Genomic DNA, 24362 nt, shown 5'->3' on the forward strand with positions numbered 1-24362 from the left:
TTGTGGTTGAATTATCTGTGCTGAATGACAGTCACTCATAGCAGTGAGCCATTCAGGCTGCACAGATTTCAGGCATTAAATGTACTCATGAACCCTCCCATCATTTTGGATATTGAAGCTTCAGGCTTTGGCGTAGGCAGCTACCCGATAGAGATAGGCTATATAGACGCCGCCGGCAATGTCTGGAGCGCGCAGGTACAGCCGCATGCAGAATGGCTGCACTGGGATGATGAAGCGGAGAAATTGCATCAGCAATCACGCCAGGAACTGGAGCAACACGGCCAGACTGCGCGCGAGATCGCCATCCACCTCAATAAAACCTTCGCCGGGCAGACCGTGTATACCGATGGCTGGTACCAGGATTTTGTCTGGCTGCACAGTCTGTATGAAGCGGCCGGCATGAGCCCGGCTTTCAAACTTGAAGATCTAGGCGTGTTGCTCAGCGCTGATCAGAAAGCAGTGTGGCATGACACCAAGCAGGGCATACGCGATGCATTTGGTCTAGAACAGCACCGCGCCGCTATCGATGCCCAGGCCTTGCAACTGACCTGGTTAAAAACCAGCGAAATGGCGACTGCATACGCTGGTTGATGTCGCTGGTCACATTAGCGGATTCAGCCTGCTGAAAACTCGCCCGCTGTAAACTGACCTCTAGAAACTGATTTAAGTTGCCAGTGGTTCAGGTACACTATTGCGCACTTTTACCCTCCTTGTTTAAGCGTTTCATTTAAACCACACATGCCTGCTGCAAACTCACCTAAGGCCCATTGGGACATATTCTGCCGTGTGGTGGATAACTTTGGCGATATCGGCGTCAGCTGGCGTTTGGCCTGCCAGCTGGCAGATGAGCATGCGATAGCGATCCGCTTGTGGGTGGATGATATAGCGCTGGCCAGCCGATTTTCTGGGGCAGGGCATGAATCAGTCACCTTGATGCCGTGGACCGAAGCATCCAGTTTCTCGCACGCGGCTGAGGTGGTGTTAGAGACCTTTAGCTGTGGCCTGCCGCCTGCTTATCAGCAGCTAATGTCGGTAAACACAGTGTGGCTGAATATAGACTATTTATCCGCCGAAGACTGGGTCAGCGGCTTTCATGGCAGACCCTCGCCGCAAGCCAATGGTTTGAATCGTTATTTCTTTTACCCCGGATTCGACGCGCAGACTGGCGGCTTGTTACGTGAACAGTTTCTGCCACAGCTGGCTGAGCAAGCCGGGCGATCAGCAACCGCCGCCTGGCAGCATCTGGGTTTAACTGCCATGCCAGAGGCGATCAATGTGTCATTGTTCTGCTACGCGCATGCGCCGGTGTCAGCCTTGCTGGCGAGCCTGGCGGCTTCACCGCAACCGGTCAGGCTGATCGTGCCGGAAACGCTGGCACCGCTGGTGGCGCAGGCGCTAAGTCAGCAAAGCTTGGTTCAGCAAGCGTTGGCGTCACAAGCGTTGACGGCAGGGCAGGTCATTCAGCATCAACACTGCAACATCACGGTGATCCCGTTTTTATCGCAGATCGACTATGACCTGTTGCTGGCGTTGTGTGGTCTGAATTTCGTGCGCGGGGAAGATAGCTGGGTACGCGCGATCTGGGCGTCCAAACCCATGGTCTGGTTGCCTTACCAGCAAGCGGAGGACACCCACCTGCAAAAGCTGGCAGCTTTTCTGCAACACTATCTGGCAACCGCCAGTGATGAGCTGCAAGACTTACCGCGCGCGCTGATGCAGGCCTGGGCGACGGGTGAGTGGACGACTGCCCACTGGAATAGCTTTATTGAGCACCGGCAAGCTCTGTTGCAGCATGCGCAACACTATGCAAACCAGTTATCGCAACAGCCAGACCTGGCCACTAAGGTGGTGATTTTTATTGAGAAATTGCGCGCAAATCGGGTATAATGCGCCGCTTTATTATCCAAAAATTCAATTTAAAGGCTCTAGTATGAAAATCGCTCAGGACTTACGCGTAGGCAACGTGATCATGATTGGTAATGATCCTATGGTTGTTGTGAAAGCCGAATACAACAAATCCGGCCGTAACTCAGCGGTCGTGAAGATGAAAATGAAAAACCTGTTGACTGAGGCACCTAGCGAAAACGTGTATGCCGCTCAGGACAAGTTTGACGTGATCGTACTGGAAAAGAAAGAAGTGACTTTCTCTTACTTCGCCGATCCGACCTACGTGTTTATGGACGCCGAGTATAACCAATATGACGTAGATGCAGAATTCATGGAAGATGCGTTGCCATACCTGGAAGATGGTATGCCCTGTGAAGTGCGTTTCTACGAAGGCAAAGCGATCTCTATCGAACTGCCAACCACAGTGGTGCGTGAGATCACTTACACTGAGCCAGCTGTTAAAGGCGATACCTCAGGCAAAGTGATGAAGCCAGCGAAGATCGCTTCCGGTTTTGAGATCCCAGTACCATTGTTCGTCAGCCAGGGTGACAAGATCGAGATCGATACCCGCACTGGTGAATACCGTAACCGTGTGATGAAATAATCACAACGCTTAACAGCATTAAACAAACCCCGGCTTGCCCGGGGTTTTTTGTTGGGCTGCATTTTTAATTGTGCAGCACTTTCATTGTGCTGCACTGCCCAACGGGGCATGTTTAGGGAAATGTTGCGCGGATTATCGGGAAACATTCACTGTCTGGAATGATTTTTTTAACTGACAATCGCTGACAGCTTTACATCATCTCACTTTGAGGAGGGTTGCAATGCGTCATCAGCAAGTCAGCAACAAGCGTGTCTTTGTCATGTATGTGCTAAGCCTGGTCGGGCTCACTCTCTGTTCCATATCTGTGGCCGACACAGACGCACGCTCACTCAAGCACCCCCTGGTCGGTTACTGGGAAGCTAAAGTCGCTGGCAGCGCTTGCCTGGAATCCTACTGGTTCAAGGAAGATGGCACGGCGGTGTTTACCAGTGGCGATGAGCAACTCGAAGCGCGCTACGAGGTCACGCCACAGCCGGATAGTCAGGGATTCTTCAAACTCACTCACCGCGTCACCCTGAGTAATAAAGGGCTGGACTGTACCCGGCAGACCTCAGAGATCAACATCGAGCAAACCAGTTATGTGCTTTTTCAGCCGGATGGGCGCAGTTTTATCTCCTGTGACGACGATAACCCTTCACTGGAGGCCTGCTTTGGCCCGGTTGAGTTAAAGAATAACGCCAGCAGAAGCCTGCCCTGAGCGTTCAGCGCTTGCGTCGCATGTGGCAATCAGGACTCGTGTTGATCAGGCGCACCATGCCTTTGCTGGTGGCCTGTCTGGGCCTGGGCATAGGGCATTCCACACAAGCCCTGATCCATGGGCTGACTTTTCCCGGCATGGCCATTTCCACCGTCAAACTCAGCATACAACATGCCCATTATTTGCAGTCAGTGGAAAAGTGGGAATACTACGATTCTATCTGCAGCGCCGCCATCGTCGGCCGCAAGCCGCTGACACTGCTCACTGCCGCACATTGCCTGAAAGAGGTGAGGGTGAGCGGCCCCACCGATCTGCCAGTGCTCTCCATCGCGCAGCCTGAACTGCTGGGCATAGAGGACATCACGTTGAAGCAGGCTTTTTACCGCCCGTTTGAAAAGGTATCCGAAGACCTGACCCAGGATGTGGCGGTGCTGGTGTTCGACGCGAAAATAGTCAGCCCTATCCAGCCCTTGCGTATACGCCTGGATGATAGCTTGCCTGAAACTATCATGATCTGCGGCTACGGGCGCGGCTATGGTGAAGCAGACACCAGGCACCCGCGCTGCGGCGAACGCAAGCCGGTGCGCGATCTGTCTGACTTCTTCCAGGTGTTGCCCAGAAGCTACCGCGAGATGGATGAGATGCTGCATCTGCAGGCGCAGACCCAGTTTGCTTATACCCAGGAGTTGGTGCATGCCGAAAAAGCATTGCTGGCAGTGAACCGGCTCAATGAAATGGACCAGTATGATCACACCATCGCCATGCCTACGGTGGGCGACTCTGGTGGCCCATGGCTGGTGCTCAACGCACGCGGTGAATACGAGTTGCTGGGCATCACCAGCCTGGTCGAGCGCTTTTATAACCCAAGCCCGCACTGGCCTTTTTTCCAGAAGCAGGTGCCGCTGTCTGAATACCCTTATATCGCCTACGGCTTGCGCCTGAGCCATCCGGAAGTGCTGGGGTTTTTACAATACGCGCAACATAGCGGTGCCGATATACAATTTACCTCGGCACCGCTGTTTCCCTATAACCGCCAGCACTGAGCGCCAGGCTTGCCTGGCTTGCTGAACAGTTTAAGCGTTGAGGTTGCTATCGACCTGTTTCTCTGCCGCCAGCCAATGATCAGAGCTGGGGCCGTGAAATCCATGTTTCTCGGCAATATAGTATGCCGCGACTTCTATCATCTGCAGGCGGTTGGCGCTGGTGACGATAGCGGGGGAACTGTTTTTCTTGCTGGTGCTGCTGGGCTTGCTAGCGCTTGCCTTGCTGGCAGTCTTTTTGGCGGCTGGTTTGGCTGCGACTGCTTTGCTTGCAGCGGCATTTTTGGTGGCAGGTTTTTCAGTGCCGTTGTCAGTGGTTTTGCTGGTGGCCATCATATCTCCTTGATCAAGAGTGAAAAAAAGTGTGAGGCTTGTGACCTCATGTGAATCATCTTATTAAAATGTAACACTTGCCGTCAAGCCGTTAAAGCTGCTGACTGTGAAATTAATGACTAGTTCGCTGCTTGATAGAGGAATCTTTCCTTTTCAAGCCCGGCTATTTATGATGTAGTGCATGCGCACCCGCAATTTAAGGATATCCATGTATAAAAAGGCCCTGACCTCACTCACCATACTGTTCTTCATGATGGGCTTTATCACCTGTCTCAATGATATTCTGGTGCCTTACCTGAAAGCCATTTTTTCGCTGAGCTACAGCCAGGCGGCGCTGGTGCAGTTCTGTTTTTTTGCCGCTTACGGGCTGACATCCATTCCCTTCAGCAAGCTGATAGAACGGGTAGGCTATCAGAAGGGCATGGTGATAGGCTTTACCCTGGCGGCATTAGGCTGCCTGCTGTTTTACCCGGCGGTGGTGTTGCATACCTACCCGCTGTTCCTGGCGGCATTGTTCGTGCTGGCATCGGGCATCGTGCTGTTGCAGGTCGCGGCTAACCCATGTGTGTCTGTCATAGGCCCCAAGGAAACCGCTTCTTCACGCCTGACCATGGCCCAGGCATTCAACTCGCTGGGCACTTTTATCGCCCCTTTGTTTGGTGCTTATTTCATCCTGTCGGCGCTGACGAACTCCAGCCATGCAGAAGGGGTGGTCTACCCTTATTTCTTTATTGCAGCGGTGTTGATCCTCATTGCGCTGGTGCTGTCGCGTATCAACCTGACCGGGCTTGAGAGCACAAGCACAGACGAAACAGGCTGGCTGCAGGTTTTAAAAGAAAAAGGCTTGTTGCTGGGCGTGATAGGCATATTCGCCTATGTAGGCGCCGAAGTCGCCATCGGCAGCTTTCTGGTCAATTACGTGATGGATATCAGCCAGGTGACAGAGACCCAGGCGGCGCCGCTGGTGGCTTTTTACTGGGGGGGTGCCATGGTGGGCCGCTTTCTCGGTATTTTTACGCTGAAAGCGTTTGCGCCGGCGCGGGTGCTGATGACGCACGCCTTGCTGGCCGTGATCTTTATCCTGATCTCCATGCAGAGCACAGGCACGCTGGCGATAGGCAGCATGGTGCTGGTCGGCTTGTGTAACTCCATCATGTTCCCCACCATTTTCACCCTGGGTATCAAAGGGCTGCAAGCAGGGCAGGAGAAGAAAGCTTCAGGTTTGCTGGCAACAGCGATTCTAGGAGGCGCGATCGTGCCCTTGCTGACCGGTTTACTGGCTGACAGGCTGGGGCTGCATCAGGCGTTTATCCTGCCTGTGATCTGTTATGTCTATATCGCCTGGCTGGGTTTTAAAAACCTGACCAACCGCATAGCTTGATTGCTGCTTTAATCAGCCTGGGATGGCGTGCGCAGCTTTCTTCTGCCGCCATACAATTTACCACTCCAGCCGCGCACAGTGATCCAGCCTATGCCCAGTAACAACAGCAAGGATAATGCAAAGCTGGTGATAGCCTCAGACTCGCTGCAGGATTGATGATCCAGGCATGTTTGGGAGGTGAAAATGGCCGCGCGCACACTGATGATAATGGTATACAGAACCCAGTATGCAGCTGTGATTAAAAACCTGCGCCAGGCTGAAGGATAAATGTAAGGATCATTGTGCGGTAGCCGTTCGGTGAGCACGTCGTAGCTGGCCAGTCCTGCCGGGTTCTTGTGTATGACAATGGAATGCGCGACCAAGTCATGTATCGCCTGGTGCCTGGCGGTGGTAAGCACGAAAATAAACGAGAACCAGCCGAATAGCGCTTTTACAATAAAGCGCACGGACGCGGCAACAAGATTGATCCTGCTCAAACCGTCGATACGCGTCACGCGTATGCCCATCATATGATGGCCTATCGTGCCGCCAGTGACGGTCACCAGGATGGGATCCAAAATCAGGATAGGCAACACAATCAGCATGATCTTGGCTATGCCAGATGAAACGCCTACAGCGCTGACTATCGATAGGCTTGTAGCTACCGCGACTATCGTTAATATCGAATCGATCAGAACAGCTCTTACTCTTTTTATCAGGCGAGGGTAAGTAATCGTGGACATGGACTAATCCAGAGATAATTATAATTTTTAGCTGGCTAAAAAAGCCTTGTCATCCTGTTAGTATAGTACAAATGTCTAAGCCAGGCTGCATCAGGCCGAGGTGCCACCCACAGTCAAGCCGTCTATCTTCAGCGTAGGTTGTCCTACCCCTACCGGCACACTCTGGCCTTCTTTACCGCAGGTGCCCACACCGCTATCCAGTTGCATATCATTGCCTATCATGCTGACTTTGGTCAGCACATCTGGCCCGTTACCGATCAGGGTAGCGCCTTTGACCGGGTAGGTGATCTTGCCGTCTTCTATCATATAAGCTTCAGCGGCGCTGAATACGAATTTGCCGCTGGTGATGTCGACCTGGCCACCGCCAAAGTTGGCTGCATAGAGGCCTTTTTTCACCGACTTGATGATCTCTTGCGGGTCTTTGTCGCCGTTCAGCATATAGGTGTTGGTCATGCGCGGCATGGGGATATGCGCATAGCTCTCGCGGCGCGCGTTACCGGTCAGGCCCATGCCCATCAGCCTGGCATTCAGTGTATCCTGAATGTAACCACGCAGTATGCCGTCTTCGATCAGCACGGTATTCTGTGTCGCATTGCCTTCGTCGTCCATGCTCAGTGAGCCGCGGCGATCGGCGATGGTGCCATCATCGACGATGGTGATGCCTTTGGCGGCGACCTGCTGGCCTATCATGTTGGAGAAAGCGGAGCTGCCTTTGCGGTTGAAATCACCTTCCAGGCCGTGGCCTATCGCTTCGTGTAACAGAATACCTGGCCAGCCGCTGCCTAACACAACCGTCATGCTGCCCGCCGGTGCCGGGCGCGCATCAAGATTGACCAAAGCCTGGTGTACCGCTTTTTGGGCGTAGTCCTGCAACACTTCATCGGTAAAGTAGCTGTAATCAAAACGGCCACCGCCGCCACTGCTGCCTTGTTCCCTGCGGCCATTATGTTCGGCGATCACCTGCAGTGACAGGCGTACCAGCGGACGTACGTCGCCGGCCATCACACCATCGCTGCGCGCGACCATCACCACTTCATATTCTGCCGCGATCGAGGCCATGACTTGCGTCACACGCGGGTCTTGCGCCTTGGCATAGCGCTCTAGCTTTTCCAGCAGTTTGACTTTGGCGTCAGCGCTCAGGCTGGCGATAGGGTCTTGCGGCAAATAGAGCGGGGCATGGCTGCGCGTGAGTATGCTATGGCCGGTTTTTTCCTGCCCCAGGCTGGCGATGGCGCGAGTGGCCTGGGCCGCTTGCTGCAAGGCATCCAGGTGTATGTCGTCTGAATAAGCGAACGCGGTTTTTTCACCGCTGACCGCACGCACGCCTACCCCCTGGTCGATATTAAAACTGCCGGATTTGACCTGGCCTTCTTCCAGCCCCCATGACTCGCTACGGCTGTACTGAAAATACAAGTCAGCATAATCGATATTGTGCGTCATCATGCCAGACAGGACTTTGCTCAGGGCATCCTGATCCAGGCCGGCAGGGCGGAGTAGCACGTCATTGGCAGTAGTGAGTAGCGTTTGCATAGTGGTCAACTTATTAATACGTCATTGTTTGAAGTGTTTTTATCAAAAGAGTGCCATCACGGCGCTCAGCATTTTCATGAAATAGTGGTAATGGTCTTGTGTTTCAGCGCCGGCAAGCTCTGGCGCAGGTTCTTGATATAGTTGCGGTTGATATTGGCAATTACAATGCCTGAGCCGCGTGGCAATCTGTCCAGCACTACACCCCAGGGGTCGACGATCATGCTGTTGCCGTGGGTCTCACGGCCAGACAGGTGATAGCCACCTTGTGCAGAGGCGACCACATAACAGAGGTTTTCAATGGCGCGTGCCCGCACCAGCGTTTCCCAGTGGGCTTTGCCTGTGGTTTCAGTGAATGCAGAAGGCACGACTATCATATCGACCTCACCCATGGCGCGGTAAAGCTCAGGAAAGCGTAAGTCATAGCAGATGGAAAGCCCGATGCGGCCATAAGGCGTATCAATGGCGACTACGCTGTCACCCGCTTCTATGGTGTTTTCTTCATGGTAGTGCTCGGTACCCATGTCCAGGCCGAACAGGTGGATCTTGTCATAACGGGCGACCTGTTCGCCTTTTTCGTTATAGACCAGGCAGCTGTTACGGATTTTTTTAGTCTGGCTGCTTTGCATGGGCACTGAGCCGGCAATGATCCATATTTTAAAGGCTTTGGCAGTCTTGCTTAAAAAATGCTGGATAGGGCCATCATTCGGCTTTTCGCTGATCGCGACTTTGTCGGTATCCTTAAGGCCCATGATACAAAAGTATTCTGGCAACACCACCAGTTTGGCACCGGCTTTTACTGCCATTTCAATCAGGCGTTTGGCTTCGACCAGGTTGGCGGCCACATTCGGGCTAGAAGCCATCTGGATGGCGGCCACTTTGACGATGTCGTCTTTTGCTGCGGATTTCAGTTTTTTTGTTTTATTGTCTGCCATGGCATATTTTCCGTTGGAACTAGAAGAAATGTTTTTAAAGCATACAGTGTGACATCACTGTAAGCCTTTTAATGGTTGAACAGGCTGCTTAACCGACTCTGCTTTATCGATATCCACCTCTTGCGGGTTATCCCAGGTGCCGGTGATCATATATTCGCTGGAGCTGATTTTGTTCAAGGGGTCTTTTAGCAGCTTTTGCGCGACAAAAGCGGCTACGCCTACGATAGGACCACCCGCCAGCGCTGCCAGCGAAACCGAATCACTGATGTGCGGCGTGACTTTCACTCTCAGGCGCTGGGTCTCGGCTTTTAAATTGGTTTCGCCTTTGAGCCGCACCTCTGCCGCCGGGCCGGTCATAAACAGGTCATCGCTACGCAAGATACCATCACGGATATTAGCGGTGGAGGTGATCTTGTCAAAGGCGAAGCCCTGGCTGAACAGGTCGCGGAAATCCAGTGTCAGGCGGCGCGGCAGGCTTTGCAAACTCAATAATCCAAGCAGGCGGCCCACGCCTGGCTGCACTTTGAGGATCTGGCCTTTTTCCAGCTGCATGCTGAAGTTGCCATCCAGCCGCTCTACCGCGAACTGGTGCGGGCTGCCCGGCCAGCCTATCTGCCCCGCCATGGTGCCGGTGCCGCCTTTGACCATCTCGCCGCCTGGCTGGAAACGCTGCAGGGTCTTGCCCAGGTTGTTAGAGCTTAAACTGAATTTCAGCGAAGTTTGCGGATTGCGCACCGAGTTACGCCAGGTGCCGTCCGCCGTCAGCTGGCTGTCGGGATTATCCAGGTTCATTTTCTGTATCACCCAGTTTTCGCCGCTGTTGTAGGCTTTGATATCCAGGCTACCTAACTGTTTATCGCCAAACTGGAAGTCTTGCGCCAAGATCTCCACCTCGGGGTAGGTCATGCTCAGGCGGCGCACTTCGCCGGCGCTGGCAGGCGTGTCATCGTTATCCAGGCTACGCGGTATACGCAGGTAGCTCAATTTGGCGATCAGTTTGTTATTAGGTTTGGCGGTGATCCAGTCTGCTTCTCCTGCCAGTTCCTGGCTCTGGATAGACATCTTCAGGCGCTCCTGGTCAGGTGTGATATTCAGTTTGATCTGGTGCAGGTGGCGGTCAAACACTTGCAAGGTGCCGGCACTGAGGTCTATACGGTTGAACGGGATATTGGCCGCACCCGCGGGCTCGCTGCCAGCGCCTGCAGTCTGGCCGGTATAGGCCAGCCATTCGTCTACATTCAGTTTCTGGAAATCTGCGCGCAGGTTGATGCCCTCGCCAGCAGGCATGCGTGGCGGTGTATTGACCGAGATCTCGCCAGCGCTGATCTTAGACTCTGCCCCGGCTGTGCTGCGTAAAAAGTTGCCATGTAACCAGTCGTTATAGTGTATAGCGATCTTGTCTGACTGGTTAGCTTCCTGCCGCAGGCGTATGGTCAGGTTGGCCGGTGTCTCCACTGATTTTTTCATCGGTTCTGGCAGGTCTATGCCCATGCCTATCAACTGCGAACGAATGTCTAGGCGGATATTGCCTGGGGGCTGGATCAGCAGGCTGCTTTTCCAGTCTGTGGTGCCATGCAGGGCCTTGGTCAGCAGATTGCTGTCCAGTTTTTTGAGGGCGCTATCGGTGATACGGCCGCTGCCCTGTATGAGCACAGACTTATCGCTCCTGGTCGTCAGGCTGACCGAGGCCGGGTTGTCAAACAGTGCTAGCTGCACGCCCTGCGCCTGCAGGCCTTTTTCAGTGAATTTGAGGTGACCATTGATATTGGTCATTTCCGGCATGGCGATCTCGGGGTTGGCAGCGATGCGGCCATTCCTGATCGCATAATCGCCCTGAAACTGGCTGGCATCCACGTCATTGAGCGGCACCTGCAACGCCAGTTTCAATTCAGCATCACCTGCCGTTTTCAGCAAGTCGGTAAAACCCATGGTCACCTGGCGTACCGGGCTGGTGTTAACGAATTTGACGCCTTGCTCGACAGTGCCGGTCACCGTGGCTTTCACATTCAGCATAGGCCAGTCTGCATCCAGCCTGGGGATCTCCACTTGAGCCTGCGTGATACGTTGGCCGACGGTGGTGCCGTTCTTCACAGCGATATCCATGCGCTTGCCTTCAAACTTGAGCAAGGCGTCCACGCCTTGTATCAGTGGCCAGCCGGTGCCGTATTCCAGGCTGGCATGATCGACCTGGGCGGTGACCCTGAACAAGCCTAGTGCCGGGTCAGCCTGATGCGCTGCATTCACAAACGGGAAATCCTTGATGCGGCCCTTGATGATCAGTTCACCACGGCGGATCTGGCCAGCCAGGATGGAAGTATCCAGCCAGTGCAAGGTCGATTCACCGAGGATCAGCGGGTAATAGAACGGCGCGTGCTTGGCGTCGCCGCGTTCTATCTGGGTCTGTAGTTGTATGCTGTCACCGCCGGCAGCGCCCAGCTGGTATTCCATATTGGTGCGTAACGCGATATGCGCATTAGACAGGTGCAGGTTGCGGGTGCTGATCAGGGTTTTTTGACCGTTGTTCTCCCAGGCGATATTGCCTTGCAGGCTGTCGATAGGCACCGGCCAGCGCAGTATGCCGGCCAGATCTATGCTCGCCTTTTGCGTGTCCAGCTCTATGCTGCCTGCGTTGGGGCGTACCGTCAGCCGGCCTGACCAGTTCTGCAGCCCAGGCAGCTGCTCATAAGCCTGCGTGTGTATGGCGTCCAGGTCGGCTGCCAGTGCGTAATCCTGCCATTGACCGGCGCGCTGCAACCAGCGTAGTTTGATCTGGCTGAATTTGCCGCTGGGGGCGGTGTGCTCCAGCAACTGCGCGATTTCAGCTCGCTCTGTGTTTGGCTTTGCAGTGGCAGAAATGGGCGCAGTGGCAGAAGTGGCCGCAGTTGTAGCCTCGGCAGCTTGCGGCTGTGCGTCCGGCAATTGCACTTCCAGCCATTTGGCCAGCGCCTGACCTTGCTCAAGTGCCAGTTTTTTTACCGTGAGCACGCCTTCATGGCCTTGCGTATCCCATTGCAACTCACCGTTGGCATCTTCAAGCTTTAAGCCGGGTGCAATGTCGGCAGAAAAATGTTTGAGGTGGACCATGTGGCGTTGCTCTACGCGCTGCCAACGCACTTCACCACTGACCGCATTGGCTAAAAAAGTGTCGCTATTGTTGGTCGGGGTGACAGATACCGCTTTCAGGTCGACCTGGGCTGCCAGGCGTTGCAGCTGCATGGCTTCAAAGGCAAAGGTAGTCGTCAGGCTGCCTTGGCCTTGATTGACCTTGATTGGCAAGTCTAACCACGGGCTCCAGGCGGCCAGGTCCATCTGTGGCAGGCGCAGCGAGACTTCGCCATGCCAGACCTGCGGTTTGGCCACATCGTTGCCTATCAGCACAGACTCCAGTGTGATGCGCTGCCGGGTGCCGGTGGATACCAGGCTATCCATATGGATGGTGTGCCGGTTGAGCAACCGTTGCCAGACCGGGGTGAGTATCTCTATATTAAGGTCTTCCAGCAATAGTGGTGGCGCCTGGCGCTGTTCGTCCACCCAGGTCACAGTGGCGTGCGTGATATTGATACGTCTTTGTGACAGCAGCCAGTTGGAAAATGCCGGATTGCCCTGGCCCGACATAGAAATGCCGGCCAGGTAGAGCTCGCCATTTTCGGTGCGCCGTATGATCAGGTTAGGCGCATCTATGCGCAGGCTGGTCAATGAGGGCGAGAGCAGGAATAGACTGCTCCACGACAGGCGGGTGCTGATCTTGGACAGTTCCAGCGCCGGGCGTTGCTGCTGGTCAAACACGGTGACATTGCCCAGCGTCACATGCGGCGCAAAGCCACTCCAGCGTATGGCGATATGCTCTATCGTGACTTCCTGCTTCAACGATTGGCTTAAGGTCTGCGCGATGCGGTCTTTGTAATCATCAATATGTGGAAAGACATAAAAATGGATCACACCGATAATGCCTGCCACAACCACCAATACGACAAGAGAGAGGGTGATTAGCCAGCGTTTGATTTTTTGCAGAGGCATGAGCAGGGAAGGGTCTTGGATGCAGGTGGTTTATCAACAGACTATTTTACTCGAAAACAGTTGCAGCACCGCAGCAGATGCTGGATTAACGGCGAGAATTATGCAGTCTGATGCGGATGAATCGTTTAAAATGCCGAATTTGCATGATCCTGGCCCCTGAGTCTGGCGATGGGCGCCAGTAAATCGCTATAAATCAGGCCCGGTAAAAAATCAGGTCCGGTAAAAAATAATGACAGTGGAATACAGTTCTTCAGTGAAAGTCGTACAGTGAATATCAAGTTAAATGAAAGTGGCCGGTCGTGATCCAGTTTAAGCAACTGACCTTTTCCAGAGCAGGCAAGGCCCTGGTTGAAGGCGCCAGTTTTCAATTGCACCCCGGCCACCGTATCGGTCTGACCGGCGCTAACGGCGCAGGTAAATCTACTTTATTCGCCTTGTTGCGTGGCGAGTTGGTCGCCGATGCCGGAGAGCTGTTGATGCCAGCACAGTGGGTGATCGCGCATGTGGCCCAGGAAACCCCGGCACTGTCACAATCGGCGCTGGATTACACGCTGGATGGCGACGAAGAACTGCGTGCCTTGCAAAGCAGGCTGGCCAGCGCGCAGGCAGGTGAGGAGCATGACCCTTTGCTGGTCGCCGAATGGCATCAGCGACTAGCTGATATAGACGGCTACAGTGCCGAATCCAGGGCCAGTACCTTGCTGGCTGGTCTGGGATTCAGCCAGACGCAGTTATCACAGGCGGTGAGTGATTTTTCCGGTGGCTGGCGCATGCGCCTGAATCTGGCACGGGCCTTGATGTGCAGATCTGACCTGCTGTTGCTGGATGAGTCTACCAATCACCTGGATATTGAAGCGGTGATCTGGCTGGAGAGCTGGCTCAATGCCTATAGGGGCACACTGCTGCTGATCTCGCACGATAGAGAATTCCTTGATAACACGGTCAATCATATCCTGCATATAGAGCAGCAGAAGCTGGAGCTATACCGTGGTGGCTACAGTGATTTTGAGCGGCAACGTGCTGAAAAACTGGCCTTGCAGCAGGCCAGTTACCAGAAGCAACAGCAACATATGGCCCATTTGCAAAAATATATAGACCGTTTCCGCGCGCAGGCGACCAAAGCCAGACAGGCGCAAAGCCGGATCAAGGCGCTGGAACGCATGGAGCGCATCAGTGCCGCGCATGTAGATTCTCCGTTCAGCTTTGGCTTTCGCGACCCCGGCTCTGCACCTGATCCATTACTGGTACTCAACCAGGCCAAGCTGGGTTATAACGAACAAGTATTGGTGAGTTTTGCCCATTTAGCCATCCGCCCCGGTGAGCGCATAGGCCTGTTAGGCAAGAACGGGGCCGGTAAATCCACCTTGATCAAGACCCTGGCACAGTCGGAAACACTGTTGGCTGGCGAGCGCATAGAAGGCAAGGACCTGCGCATAGGCTATTTTGCCCAGCATCAGCTGGAACAACTGGTTGCCAGCGATTCGCCGTTACAGCATCTGCAACGGCTGGACCCTGCTGCGCGCGAACAGGAATTGCTGGATTTTCTCGGTGGCTTTGATTTCAGGGGCGAAATGGCTAAAACTGCCTGCGGCCCTTTTTCCGGCGGCGAGAAATCCAGGCTGGCCCTGGCCATGCTGATCTGGAAGCGGCCCAACCTGATCTTGCTGGACGAGCCTACCAATCACCTGGATATCGAAATGCGGCATGCCTTGTCGCTGGCGTTGCAGGCTTATGAAGGCGGCATGGTCATGGTGTCGCATGATCGCACGCTGCTGGCTACTTGCTGCGAAAAATTCATGCTGGTGGCGGATGGCAAAGCCGAGGTGTTTGACGGCGACCTCGACGACTATAAACAGCATCTGCTCAAGATGACGCAAGTGTCTGCCAGCACTGGCAACGCGGCTGCGCCCAAGCAAAACAGTTATCAGCAGCAGAAAGCCGACCGCCAGGCCAGGCTGGTCGAACGGCGGCCATTGCTCAAGGCACTCACCACGCTGGAAACGCAAATGGCCAAACTGGAGGCTGAAAAAAATACCCTGGAAAGCCGACTGGCCGATAGCGCTATCTATGAGCTCGCGCAAAAAGCCGAATTGCAGACCGTGCTGATGGCGCAGGCCGAAAACCGCAAGCAACTGGAAAAAATCGAATCTGAATGGCTGGCATGTCAGGAAAAGCTTGAAGCGCTGCCTGAATGACGTCTCTTTAACTGAAGGATAACCTATGGAAATGACTTATACCGAACGCCTGAAATTACTGCATCAGTTGTGCCAGATAGAAACCAGACAGATGGCACAACGCTCTGAAGAAGAAGCCAGGGAGGCGTTTGCCCATGTCGATGTAGAGCAGGCTACTTATTACATTGCCAGCTTTGTCACCTTTAAAGCCATACAGACGGCAGGGCGTCATCCGGGTGAAGAGCTGCAGAGTGATTTTGAGATGCTGGGCGTTTATCAGTGTTTCGCCTTGATGGTGTTTGCTTTTTTATCCATGCCGCTGACGCAGGAAGGCCATCAGCCGGATTACGACGAAGCGCAGGTCATGATAGGTAGCGCGCTGTTTGAAGGCATAGACCATGAATTGCTGGCCGAGATCATAGAATCCGGTTTTAATAAATTCAGGCTGATCGCAGAAGCGGATGCCGAGCATTGGCTGGAATACCGCGAGAACCTGGATAAAGTCACCATCAGTTATATCGTGGCGGCCACCGACGATGACAGCCCGCATGCGGCGGCAGAAGTGTTGCCCTTGTTCGGGCAGTTGCTCAGTCAGCTTTGCGAAGCTTTTAGTGCAATTTAGCCTTTAACGCTTAAAAATTAGCTTTTGTCGCTAATTATTAAGCTTATTTTTAAAAAGGCTTAACAAAACTGATACAATCTGTAAATGTAAGTAAATTTTTTGCTTAACGCTTGTTAATCAATTTGGTTGTTATATACCATTCCAAGGTTAGGGTTTACACCTTCTGTTTAACAGTAAGAGGATAAAATGAGCAAGCTGCTATTGATTGACGATGACGTTGAGTTAGCCAATATGCTAAAGGAATTTCTGACCCAGGAAGGATTTGGTGTCACAACTGCGCACGACGGCTTGACCGGTGAGCAATATGTATTGGCCGGTAAATTTGACCTGGTGATCCTGGATGTGATGATGCCAGGCCAGGATGGTATGCAGACCTTAAAAAATGTCAGGCAGCATTCAGATATCCCGGTGCTGATGTTGACAGCAAAAGATGATAACGAAGGCCGTATCGAAGGCCTGGAGGGCGGGGCAGATGACTATGTGCAAAAACCCTGTCTGCCGCGTGAGCTGGTAGCCCGTATCCGTGCCATCTTGCGCCGCCAGAATAGCGATACACCCAAAGGCAATGATATCGTGGTCGGCCAGCTGGTGGTTTCCAGTGAGCGCAGAAAAGTGTTCTGGGGCGACCAGCCTATCGTTTTCACCAGCACTGAGTTCAGCCTGATAGAGATTTTAGCCAAGCATGCAGGGACTATCGTCAGTAAAGAAGACCTGTCTATCAAAGCACTGGGCCGGTCATTAGTGAAGTATGACCGCAGTATTGATGTACACTTGAGCAGTATCAGGCAAAAAATATCAGAAGCTTCCGGCGGGGTAAATGTGATTCAAACGATTTACCGCGTTGGTTATCAATTAGTCCGAGACTAACCATTTGAAGTAATAGCGGGGGCTATGGGGCGGCTGTTCTGGAAGTTATTTGCAGCACTGTTTCTGGCGCTTATCTCCACCGTGATCACGGTAGGGAATATCGTGCAGTGGGAAATGCACCAGAAACATGCGCACACGCATGGCTCACCCTCGCTATCGTCTACGCTGACGACACAGTCAGCTTCACAGCCAGCAACAACAAGTGCCAGCCAGCCTAGCCACCTTCACCTCAGTAATGAACTCAACTATGTAGAGCTGCTGCTGAATTTCCCGTTCTCGGCACTGGTGTTCTGTGTCATCACCAGTGCGATCTTTGCCGGGGTGCTGGCCTGGTCTATTTCCCATCCTATCAAATTACTACTTGAACATTTGCGTACAGCCGCGGATGGCAATCTGCTGGTCCGTGTCAGCCCCAAGATCACTGTCAGTCATGACGAGTTTGCCGAGTTGGGCACCGCCTTTGATCTGATGGCCTTGCGCTTGAATAGCATGATCAAAAGCCAATCCAATATGCTGCATCATGTGTCACATGAGCTGCGCTCGCCGCTGGCACGTATCCAGATGGCGGTGGGCCTGGTGATGCAAAACCCGAAAAAGATGCAAAGCTCCTTGCAGCGGGTCGAGCTTGAAGCGGTGCGCATGGAGAAGATGATCGCCGAGTTGCTGGAGATCTTCCGCCTGGAATCCGGCATGCAGAAACTGCAGAAAACCGATCTGGACCTGAAAAGCCTGCTGGCCGCCATTGTCGGCGATGTGCAGTTTGAGAAGCAGGATGCACGCATACACCTGGATATGCCTGAGAGTGTCATCCTGATACATGGCCAGTTGGAGCTGTTGCAGCGCGCGATTGAAAATGTAGTGCGTAATGCCGTCAAGTACGGCCCTTTGCTGGGTGAAGTGTCTATAGAACTGCAACGCAGCGAGCGTACCGGTGAAGTCATCATTGAGGTGCAGGACCAGGGCAGCGGCGTAGAACAGCAGGAGCTGGAACAAATCTTCAAGCCTTTTATCCGCGGCCGCAGTGCTTCTCAGATCGATGGTCATGGTATAGGCCTGGCCATGACCAAACACATCGTCGAAGCACACGGTGGTTATGTCAAAGCGGCCAATCTGACACCGGTCGGCTTTATGGTGCGTATCCATTTGCCTTACGCCAACCGCTCTGCTGCTGGCTGAATTCGCACGTATTCTGCTGCAACAATGTTAAAATAAGCGGTTTTAAAGATCACTCAGGCCAACAGCCGGATAACTATGACAGCACAATCATCCAATCAACCTTCAGCGGCCCCTATTGAAGCAGCCGTTGACGAAAACCATGTCATCGCAGAACGCAGGGAGAAACTGCGCCTGATGCGTGAGCAGGCAGCGGCCACGCAGGCTGCTGTCTTCCCCAACGATTTCAAACCGGAGCACAAGGCCGCCGATCTACAGGCCGCCTATGCCGAAACCGATAAGGAGACCCTGGACCCGCAAGAGATCCCGGTGGTGGTCGCTGGGCGCATGATGTTGAAGCGCGTGATGGGTAAAGCCAGTTTTGCGACTATCCAGGATAGCAGCGCACGCATACAGTTATATGTGGCGCGTGATGAGATCGGTGAAGATTTGTATGAAAGCTTCAAGCATTGGGATATGGGCGATATCCTGGGCGCCAGCGGCCGCCTGTTCAAGACCCGCACTGGCGAGTTGTCAGTGCATGTCACCGGCTTGCGTTTGCTGACCAAGTCCTTACGCCCGCTGCCGGAAAAATTCCATGGCCTGCAAGACCAGGAGATCAAGTACCGTCAGCGTTATGTAGACCTGATCACTTCTGAAGAAACACGCGAGACTTTCAAGGCCCGTTCAAAAGTGGTGAATGCGATCCGCCAGTTCATGAATGAAAACGAGTTTCTCGAAGTGGAAACGCCTATGCTGCACCCTATACCGGGTGGTGCCTCGGCCAAACCATTTATCACCCACCACAATGCGCTGGATATGCAGATGTTCATGCGTATCGCGCCCGAGCTTTATTTAAAGCGCCTGATCGTCGGTGGTTTTGAGCGCGTGTTTGAGATCAACCGTAACTTCCGTAATGAGGGCCTGAGCGTACGCCATAACCCTGAATTCACCATGATGGAGTTTTACGCCGCTTATACTGATTATCACTGGCTGATGGACTTTACCGAGCAATGTATACGTGCTGCAGCCATCGCTGCCAGAGGCACCGCGGTGCTCAGTTACGCAGGTAAAGAAGTCGATCTTAGCAAACCGTTTGAACGCCTGACCATTATCGGCGCCATTCAAAAATATGCGCCACATTACACCTTGGAGCAATTGAATGATGCCGGCTTTGTGCGGCAAGAGTTGCTCAAATTTGGCGTCAAGGCATTTGACCATGCCGGTTTGGGTTCTTTGCAACTGTCACTGTTTGAAGAAACCGCGGAGAGCCAGCTCTGGCAACCTACCTATATTATTGATTACCCGGTAGAAGTCTCGCCGCTGGCGCGCGCTTCAGATAAACAACCTGAGATCACAGAACGTTTTGAACTGTTTATCACCGGCCGCGAGATCGCCAATGGTTTTAGCGAGCTCAACGACGCCGAAGACCAAGCCGCACGCTTCCTGTCACAAGTGAAAGCCAAAGAAGCAGGTGACCAGGAGGCGATGTACTACGATGCCGACTTTATCCGTGCGCTGGAATACGGCATGCCACCCACCGGCGGTTGCGGCATAGGCATAGACAGACTGGTGATGCTGATCACCGATAGTGCCAGCATCCGTGATGTGATCCTGTTCCCGCATATGCGTGCAGAACAATAAGCTACAACTGATATGAAAAAACCACCTTAGGGTGGTTTTTTTTATGCCTAGCAACGGACTAGTGTTTCTTTAGTACCAAGACATATAGATGTCATCAAATTGTCATATTAGCTGTTCAAAATACGCCCCGTTGTATAGGCGAATATTCAAACAGGGAAAAGATATGAATTCAAAATTACGTCACATCGTGTTGTCCGCCCTTGCGGGAAGCATGCTAGTTGGCTTAACGTTGCCTGCCATGGCAGACTCAACGGTTGATCTGGTACAGGCTTTGGTCAGTAAAGGGGTTTTGACTGAAGAAGAAGGCGCTTTGCTGAGCAAAGGCCGTAGTACCGAGGTCGAAGTGCAAAAGAAAAAAGAAAGCAAAAGCTGGACTAGCCGCGTAAACCTGCGTGGTTATGTGCAGGTGCGTAACACCACCATGCTGGGTGGCGATGACGGTATTAACTTATGGTCAGACCGCTCTGTCGGCGATGATAAGTCTCTGGGTGATGCAGATAAGAACTTCCTGATCCGTCGTGCACGTCTGATCATCTTTGGTGACTTTGGTGACCACCTGAGTTACTACATCCAGCCGGACTTCGCTAGTACGGCAGGTACAGGTAATAACAACTTTGCTCAGTTACGTGATGCGTATGGTGATGTATACATTGATAAAACACGTGTACACCGTGTGCGTGTCGGTCAATCCAAAGTGCCATATGGTTTTGAAAACCTGCAATCAAGCTCGAACCGTTTAGCATTGGATCGTAACGATGCCTTGAACAGTGCGGTGCGTGATGAGCGTGACCTGGGTGCTTTCTACTACTACACGCCTACAGACATTCAGGCCTTGTTTGAAGATATCAACAAACAGGGTTTAAAACACTCAGGCAACTACGGTATGTTTGCGCTGGGTCTTTACAATGGTCAAGGCGCAAACCGCCCAGAACAAAACGATAATTACCATGTGGTTTCCCGTTTCACCTATCCATGGAAGACAGAAAGCGGTCAGATTTACGAAGCCGGTATTCAGGCTTACAGAGGTGAGTATGTTTCGTCAACGGGTGCATATAGCCGCCGTAACGCAGCTGGTGCTCTTGCAACAGCGACCCCAACATTAGGGACAGGTACACCGTTGTCAGGCAGAAACGGTATTGAAGATGAGCGCGTAGGTATCAGCTTTATTATGTATCCTCAGCCGTTTGGTATTCAGGCTGAATGGAACTGGGGTAACACACCAGGCTTAGATATCGCCAAGAACGTGATTGAGAAGAAAAGCCTGAACGGTGGTTATGTGCAGGCCATGTACAAGATTGATAACTTCCAGTTCTTGAGCACCAATGGCACCCTGATACCATTCATTAAATGGCAATACTTTGATGGTTATAACAAAGCCGAAACCAACTCCCCAGAAAACCATGTCAATGACTGGGAATTGGGTGTGGAATGGCAACTGGCACCAGAAGTCGAAATCGCCATGGTTTATCACCGTATGAACCGTACCAACCTGGTTACGGGTGGTCGTAATGCGGCTACGCCAGCAGCTAATTTGCCAGCGCGTGAAGATTACGAACATTTCAAGGCAGACGCCTTGCGCGTGCAACTGCAATACAACTTCTAAATCCTGGATTTAGTAGAAAAATCAAATCCCGCCGTCTGGCGGGATTTTTTTATTCTATATATAACAAATTAGTATATAAAAATAATAAATAATTATTTTTTAAAATATACATAGTCTGAAATAATCCTGCTCATTCATTCAAGCGAGAAGCACCATGTCGTCAACTCTGACCAAACCGGATATTCAATATGACGAAGCTGTACTGGCAGCTGTCAATGCAGCGATCATTGCTGTGCAGCGGGATACTGGTTATGGCTCTATAGAGGTCACAGTGCATGATGGGCGCGTGACTCAGATCGAACGACGCGAAAAAGTGCGTTTTGAAACAAGCAAACCGAAAAAGTAATTCATGATTTTTAAGGCACTGACCAGTCCGCTGGAAGTTTATATCACTAGGGAGATTTAAATGTATTTAAAAAAAATTACGATCGCAATGGCTGCGACCGGATTCTGGTGGGCAAGTGGTATCGCGGGGATTTCGCAGGCTTATGCTGCGGAAGATACTACATCCACACAAGTAGAAGATGCTGAACAAAATAAAAAAGTTGAGGCACGCCTGGCTGAAATCAAAGCCGAGGAAAAAGCAGCCGCCAAAGCGGCTAATGGTTATTACGTAGAGCGTCGCAGCTACGGCACACAAAAAGAAACCGAGCCGCCACGCTATGTTAAGCAACTGAACAAAACCTGGTTGAAAGACTATGACGCGTTTGCGGATGTGGACTGGCTGGATATAGGCCTGGAATACCGTGCACGTTATGAATACAGGGACAATGACTTCCGCCGCCCTAGAGAAAATCTGGACGAGCCACTCTTGTTGCGTACACGTGCCTATGTGGGTTTGAAAAACATTCTGGACCCGTTCCGTTTTGCGGTTGAAGCACAGGATTCACGTCGTAACAACAGTGACTACACCCGTAGCAACGATACGCGTGATGTAGATAAGGCAGATTTCGTACAAGCTTATTTAGAGCTGTATTACAAAGACAGTATCTTTGGCAAGGATGATCTGGGCAACAGTCGTCCATTCTGGGTACGTGGCGGACGCCTGGCCTGGGAAAGTTTGGATCGTCGCCTTATCGCACGTAACGAGTGGCGTAACACCACCAACACCTTCCAGGGTATACGTGCCAACATCGGTGAGAAAAAGAATGACTGGCAACTGGAAGCGTTTGCAGTGCAACCGGTACAGCGTTTTACCGACAAACTGGATGAAGTGGATCACTCACAGAATTTCTACGGTGTGATTGGTGACTGGCGTCGTTGGTCAGAATACGTGACCATTCAGCCGTATTACTTCTTGCTCAGACAAAATGGCGACGACGTGGTGTATGACACTAACGGTAACTCACTCAGTGACCGCCGCTTTATTACTGCCGCTGCACAGAACCAGGCGAGGATAGACCGCGAAATTCATACCGGTGGTATCCGCGTATTCGGTGTAGTGCCGGGCACGCAGTGGGATTATGACGCCAGCTATGTCAAGCAGTGGGGTAAACAGCAACGTTTCATCAGCAATGCCATCGGTTACGCGAATGTAGACCACGATGCTTATGCTTATAACGCAGAAGTGGGTTACACCGTGAAACACCCATGGAAACCACGTTTCAGTACTTCGTACGGTGTTGCTTCCGGCGATAAAACCACAGCTGCAGGTAATGACTTCTCGGATAACGGCCGTTTTGATCGCCTGTTCGGCTTTGCCCGTCCATGGTCTAACAACGATTACATTCAGATGGAAAACATCCGTGCTGCGAAAGTAAGGGTGGAATTCGATCCTAAAGTACCGTTCCTGGACAATGTGAAAGTGGACACAGGCTTTAGCTGGTACCAGCTGGATGATGCAAGTGACCGCTGGAATGCCGGTGCCAACCTGCGCGACCGCACAGGCAATTCTGGCCGGGACCTGGGTAAAGAGTACGATTTGCGCGTACGTTTCCCTATCAATCAATACGCAGCACTCAACCTGGGTTATGCGCACTTCTGGGCTGGTGACTTTGTTCAGGATGCTGTTAGCGCTAACGCCGACAACCGTGCAAACTTTGATCAAAACCGTTCCAAGAGTTCTGACTTTTTCTACACAGAATTAACCCTGTACGGCTTCTAAATAGAGGATAGATATGAAACTGAACCAAACATTTAAACAGGCATTGTTGATCGCCGCTTTAGCCTCGCCGTTCGCGGCCTGGGCAGCGGATGCCAACTTGCTGAATGTGTCATATGATCCGACGCGCGAGTTGTATCAGGACTACAACATCGCATTCGCCAATTACTGGAAAGCCAAGACGGGTGACAACGTCATTATCAAACAGTCACACGGTGGTTCCGGCAAGCAGGCGCGTTCAGTGATCGATGGCTTGCAGGCAGATGTGATGACTCTGGCTTTGTCTTATGACATTGACGAAGTCGGCAGCAAAGGCAAGTTGTTCCCGGCTGACTGGCAAAAACGTTTGCCACACAACAGCTCGCCTTACACGTCTACCATTGTTTTTCTGGTGCGCAAAGGCAACCCTAAAAACATCAAGGACTGGGGTGACCTGGTTAAACCTGGTACTTCTGTGATCACACCTAACCCTAAAACATCAGGCGGTGCGCGCTGGAATTACCTGGCTGCTTATGCTTACGCACTCAAGCAGAACAACCAGGACGAAACCAAGGCCAAAGAGTATCTGAAAAAGCTGTTTAAGAATGTGCCGGTGCTGGACAGTGGTGCACGTGGATCTACCACTACCTTTGTAGAGCGCGGTATCGGTGATGTGTTGCTGGCCTGGGAGAACGAAGCTTTCCTGGCATTGAAAGAACTGGGCCCGGACAAGTTTGACATCGTGGTGCCTTCATTGTCTATTCTGGCTGAACCGCCAGTGGCTGTGGTGGACAAGAACGTAAAACGCCACAACACCCAGGCAGTTGCCGAGGCCTATCTGCAGTATTTATACAGTGAAGAAGGCCAGGAGATCGCAGCGAAGAACTACTATCGCCCGACTCTGGAAGCTGTCGCTAAAAAATACGAGAAACAGTTTCCAAAAGTCAATCTGATCAAGATCGATGAAACATTTGGCGGCTGGCAGAAAGCGCAGAAAACACATTTTGCCGACGGCGGCGTGTTTGATGAGATCTACCAGAAATAAGCAGTGACCCTGGAAAAAGGCATTTACCCAAT

The 24362-nt window shown here is 52.4% G+C and carries 20 protein-coding genes; 15 read left to right on the forward strand and 5 right to left on the reverse strand.

Features of this window, described 5'->3' with window-relative positions; all coding sequences use genetic code 11:
• The first annotated feature begins 87 nt into the window (after positions 1–87).
• The 5 genes from ACFQ1Z_RS01465 to ACFQ1Z_RS01485 all read left to right on the forward strand — a co-directional run bounded on the left by ACFQ1Z_RS01465 (position 88) and on the right by ACFQ1Z_RS01485 (position 4231).
• A complete protein-coding gene (locus ACFQ1Z_RS01465) occupies positions 88–591 on the forward strand; it encodes a hypothetical protein (RefSeq protein ID WP_379054921.1) in 504 nt (167 codons plus the stop codon).
• 147 nt (positions 592–738) lie between these two features.
• The gene (gene earP / locus ACFQ1Z_RS01470) at positions 739–1887 is read left to right on the forward strand and encodes an elongation factor P maturation arginine rhamnosyltransferase EarP (protein ID WP_379054923.1); all 1149 of its coding nucleotides are present in this window, start codon (positions 739–741) and stop codon (positions 1885–1887) included.
• A 43-nt stretch (positions 1888–1930) separates the two neighbouring features.
• Positions 1931–2491 carry an elongation factor P gene (gene efp / locus ACFQ1Z_RS01475; protein ID WP_055829430.1) on the forward strand — a complete coding sequence of 187 codons (561 nt, stop codon included), beginning with the start codon at positions 1931–1933 and terminating at the stop codon, positions 2489–2491.
• A 220-nt stretch (positions 2492–2711) separates the two neighbouring features.
• Complete coding sequence (locus tag ACFQ1Z_RS01480) at positions 2712–3188, forward strand: hypothetical protein (RefSeq protein ID WP_379054926.1); 477 nt, start codon at positions 2712–2714, stop codon at positions 3186–3188.
• Positions 3189–3226: 38 nt separating this feature from the next.
• The gene (locus ACFQ1Z_RS01485) at positions 3227–4231 is read left to right on the forward strand and encodes a trypsin-like serine peptidase (protein ID WP_379054928.1); all 1005 of its coding nucleotides are present in this window, start codon (positions 3227–3229) and stop codon (positions 4229–4231) included.
• 30 nt (positions 4232–4261) lie between these two features.
• Here the strand turns inward: ACFQ1Z_RS01485 and ACFQ1Z_RS01490 are convergent, their stop codons facing one another.
• The gene (locus ACFQ1Z_RS01490; RefSeq protein WP_379054930.1) at positions 4262–4561 is read right to left on the reverse strand and encodes a DUF2934 domain-containing protein; all 300 of its coding nucleotides are present in this window, start codon (positions 4559–4561) and stop codon (positions 4262–4264) included.
• Positions 4562–4769: 208 nt separating this feature from the next.
• Here ACFQ1Z_RS01490 and ACFQ1Z_RS01495 point away from each other — a divergent pair, with 208 nt between their 5' ends.
• The gene (locus tag ACFQ1Z_RS01495) at positions 4770–5942 is read left to right on the forward strand and encodes a sugar MFS transporter (RefSeq protein ID WP_379054932.1); all 1173 of its coding nucleotides are present in this window, start codon (positions 4770–4772) and stop codon (positions 5940–5942) included.
• 8 nt (positions 5943–5950) lie between these two features.
• Here ACFQ1Z_RS01495 and ACFQ1Z_RS01500 read toward each other — a convergent pair whose 3' ends face one another.
• From ACFQ1Z_RS01500 to ACFQ1Z_RS01515, 4 genes are all read right to left on the reverse strand, one after another.
• Positions 5951–6664, reverse strand: a complete 714-nt coding sequence (locus tag ACFQ1Z_RS01500) for an RDD family protein (protein ID WP_379054934.1) — start codon at positions 6662–6664, stop codon at positions 5951–5953.
• A 90-nt stretch (positions 6665–6754) separates the two neighbouring features.
• A complete protein-coding gene (gene tldD, locus ACFQ1Z_RS01505) occupies positions 6755–8194 on the reverse strand; it encodes a metalloprotease TldD (RefSeq protein WP_379054936.1) in 1440 nt (479 codons plus the stop codon).
• A 74-nt stretch (positions 8195–8268) separates the two neighbouring features.
• Positions 8269–9126, reverse strand: a complete 858-nt coding sequence (locus ACFQ1Z_RS01510) for a carbon-nitrogen hydrolase family protein (protein ID WP_379054938.1) — start codon at positions 9124–9126, stop codon at positions 8269–8271.
• Positions 9127–9180: 54 nt separating this feature from the next.
• Complete coding sequence (locus ACFQ1Z_RS01515; protein ID WP_379054940.1) at positions 9181–13143, reverse strand: YhdP family protein; 3963 nt, start codon at positions 13141–13143, stop codon at positions 9181–9183.
• Positions 13144–13442: 299 nt separating this feature from the next.
• Between ACFQ1Z_RS01515 and ACFQ1Z_RS01520 the strand changes: the two genes are divergently transcribed.
• The 9 genes from ACFQ1Z_RS01520 (at position 13443) to ACFQ1Z_RS01560 (ending at position 24330) form a co-directional block, all read left to right on the forward strand.
• Positions 13443–15338, forward strand: a complete 1896-nt coding sequence (locus ACFQ1Z_RS01520) for an ATP-binding cassette domain-containing protein (RefSeq protein WP_379054942.1) — start codon at positions 13443–13445, stop codon at positions 15336–15338.
• 25 nt (positions 15339–15363) lie between these two features.
• Entirely contained in the window at positions 15364–15939 is a 576-nt protein-coding gene (locus tag ACFQ1Z_RS01525) for a hypothetical protein (protein ID WP_379054944.1), read from the forward strand.
• Between the two features lie 186 nt (positions 15940–16125).
• Positions 16126–16806, forward strand: coding sequence for a response regulator transcription factor (locus tag ACFQ1Z_RS01530; protein ID WP_379054946.1), 681 nt, complete (start codon positions 16126–16128; stop codon positions 16804–16806).
• Between the two features lie 24 nt (positions 16807–16830).
• Positions 16831–17982, forward strand: coding sequence for a sensor histidine kinase (locus tag ACFQ1Z_RS01535; protein ID WP_379054948.1), 1152 nt, complete (start codon positions 16831–16833; stop codon positions 17980–17982).
• Between the two features lie 75 nt (positions 17983–18057).
• Entirely contained in the window at positions 18058–19602 is a 1545-nt protein-coding gene (lysS, locus tag ACFQ1Z_RS01540; RefSeq protein ID WP_379054950.1) for a lysine--tRNA ligase, read from the forward strand.
• 238 nt (positions 19603–19840) lie between these two features.
• Complete coding sequence (locus ACFQ1Z_RS01545) at positions 19841–21205, forward strand: porin (RefSeq protein ID WP_379054952.1); 1365 nt, start codon at positions 19841–19843, stop codon at positions 21203–21205.
• Between the two features lie 154 nt (positions 21206–21359).
• Positions 21360–21551, forward strand: a complete 192-nt coding sequence (locus ACFQ1Z_RS01550) for a YezD family protein (protein ID WP_379054954.1) — start codon at positions 21360–21362, stop codon at positions 21549–21551.
• A 60-nt stretch (positions 21552–21611) separates the two neighbouring features.
• Positions 21612–23309, forward strand: a complete 1698-nt coding sequence (locus tag ACFQ1Z_RS01555) for an alginate export family protein (protein ID WP_379054956.1) — start codon at positions 21612–21614, stop codon at positions 23307–23309.
• A 13-nt stretch (positions 23310–23322) separates the two neighbouring features.
• Positions 23323–24330, forward strand: coding sequence for a sulfate ABC transporter substrate-binding protein (locus ACFQ1Z_RS01560; protein ID WP_379054958.1), 1008 nt, complete (start codon positions 23323–23325; stop codon positions 24328–24330).
• The last annotated feature ends 32 nt before the right edge of the window (positions 24331–24362 follow it).

Source organism: Methylophilus luteus (genome assembly GCF_042676265.1).
Lineage (GTDB): Bacteria > Pseudomonadota > Gammaproteobacteria > Burkholderiales > Methylophilaceae > Methylophilus > Methylophilus luteus.

Excerpts from the sequence above, each read along its gene's own strand:
- ACFQ1Z_RS01465 (WP_379054921.1), top strand. The coding sequence starts at position 88 with ATGAACCCTCCCATCATTTTGGATATTGAAGCTTCAGGCTTTGGCGTA.
- earP (WP_379054923.1), top strand. The coding sequence starts at position 739 with ATGCCTGCTGCAAACTCACCTAAGGCCCATTGGGACATATTCTGCCGT.
- efp (WP_055829430.1), top strand. The coding sequence starts at position 1,931 with ATGAAAATCGCTCAGGACTTACGCGTAGGCAACGTGATCATGATTGGT.
- ACFQ1Z_RS01480 (WP_379054926.1), top strand. The coding sequence starts at position 2,712 with ATGCGTCATCAGCAAGTCAGCAACAAGCGTGTCTTTGTCATGTATGTG.
- ACFQ1Z_RS01490 (WP_379054930.1), bottom strand. The coding sequence starts at position 4,561 with ATGGCCACCAGCAAAACCACTGACAACGGCACTGAAAAACCTGCCACC.
- ACFQ1Z_RS01495 (WP_379054932.1), top strand. The coding sequence starts at position 4,770 with ATGTATAAAAAGGCCCTGACCTCACTCACCATACTGTTCTTCATGATG.
- ACFQ1Z_RS01500 (WP_379054934.1), bottom strand. The coding sequence starts at position 6,664 with ATGTCCACGATTACTTACCCTCGCCTGATAAAAAGAGTAAGAGCTGTT.
- tldD (WP_379054936.1), bottom strand. The coding sequence starts at position 8,194 with ATGCAAACGCTACTCACTACTGCCAATGACGTGCTACTCCGCCCTGCC.
- ACFQ1Z_RS01510 (WP_379054938.1), bottom strand. The coding sequence starts at position 9,126 with ATGGCAGACAATAAAACAAAAAAACTGAAATCCGCAGCAAAAGACGAC.
- ACFQ1Z_RS01515 (WP_379054940.1), bottom strand. The coding sequence starts at position 13,143 with ATGCCTCTGCAAAAAATCAAACGCTGGCTAATCACCCTCTCTCTTGTC.
- ACFQ1Z_RS01525 (WP_379054944.1), top strand. The coding sequence starts at position 15,364 with ATGGAAATGACTTATACCGAACGCCTGAAATTACTGCATCAGTTGTGC.
- ACFQ1Z_RS01530 (WP_379054946.1), top strand. The coding sequence starts at position 16,126 with ATGAGCAAGCTGCTATTGATTGACGATGACGTTGAGTTAGCCAATATG.
- ACFQ1Z_RS01535 (WP_379054948.1), top strand. The coding sequence starts at position 16,831 with ATGGGGCGGCTGTTCTGGAAGTTATTTGCAGCACTGTTTCTGGCGCTT.
- lysS (WP_379054950.1), top strand. The coding sequence starts at position 18,058 with ATGACAGCACAATCATCCAATCAACCTTCAGCGGCCCCTATTGAAGCA.
- ACFQ1Z_RS01545 (WP_379054952.1), top strand. The coding sequence starts at position 19,841 with ATGGCAGACTCAACGGTTGATCTGGTACAGGCTTTGGTCAGTAAAGGG.
- ACFQ1Z_RS01550 (WP_379054954.1), top strand. The coding sequence starts at position 21,360 with ATGTCGTCAACTCTGACCAAACCGGATATTCAATATGACGAAGCTGTA.
- ACFQ1Z_RS01555 (WP_379054956.1), top strand. The coding sequence starts at position 21,612 with ATGTATTTAAAAAAAATTACGATCGCAATGGCTGCGACCGGATTCTGG.
- ACFQ1Z_RS01560 (WP_379054958.1), top strand. The coding sequence starts at position 23,323 with ATGAAACTGAACCAAACATTTAAACAGGCATTGTTGATCGCCGCTTTA.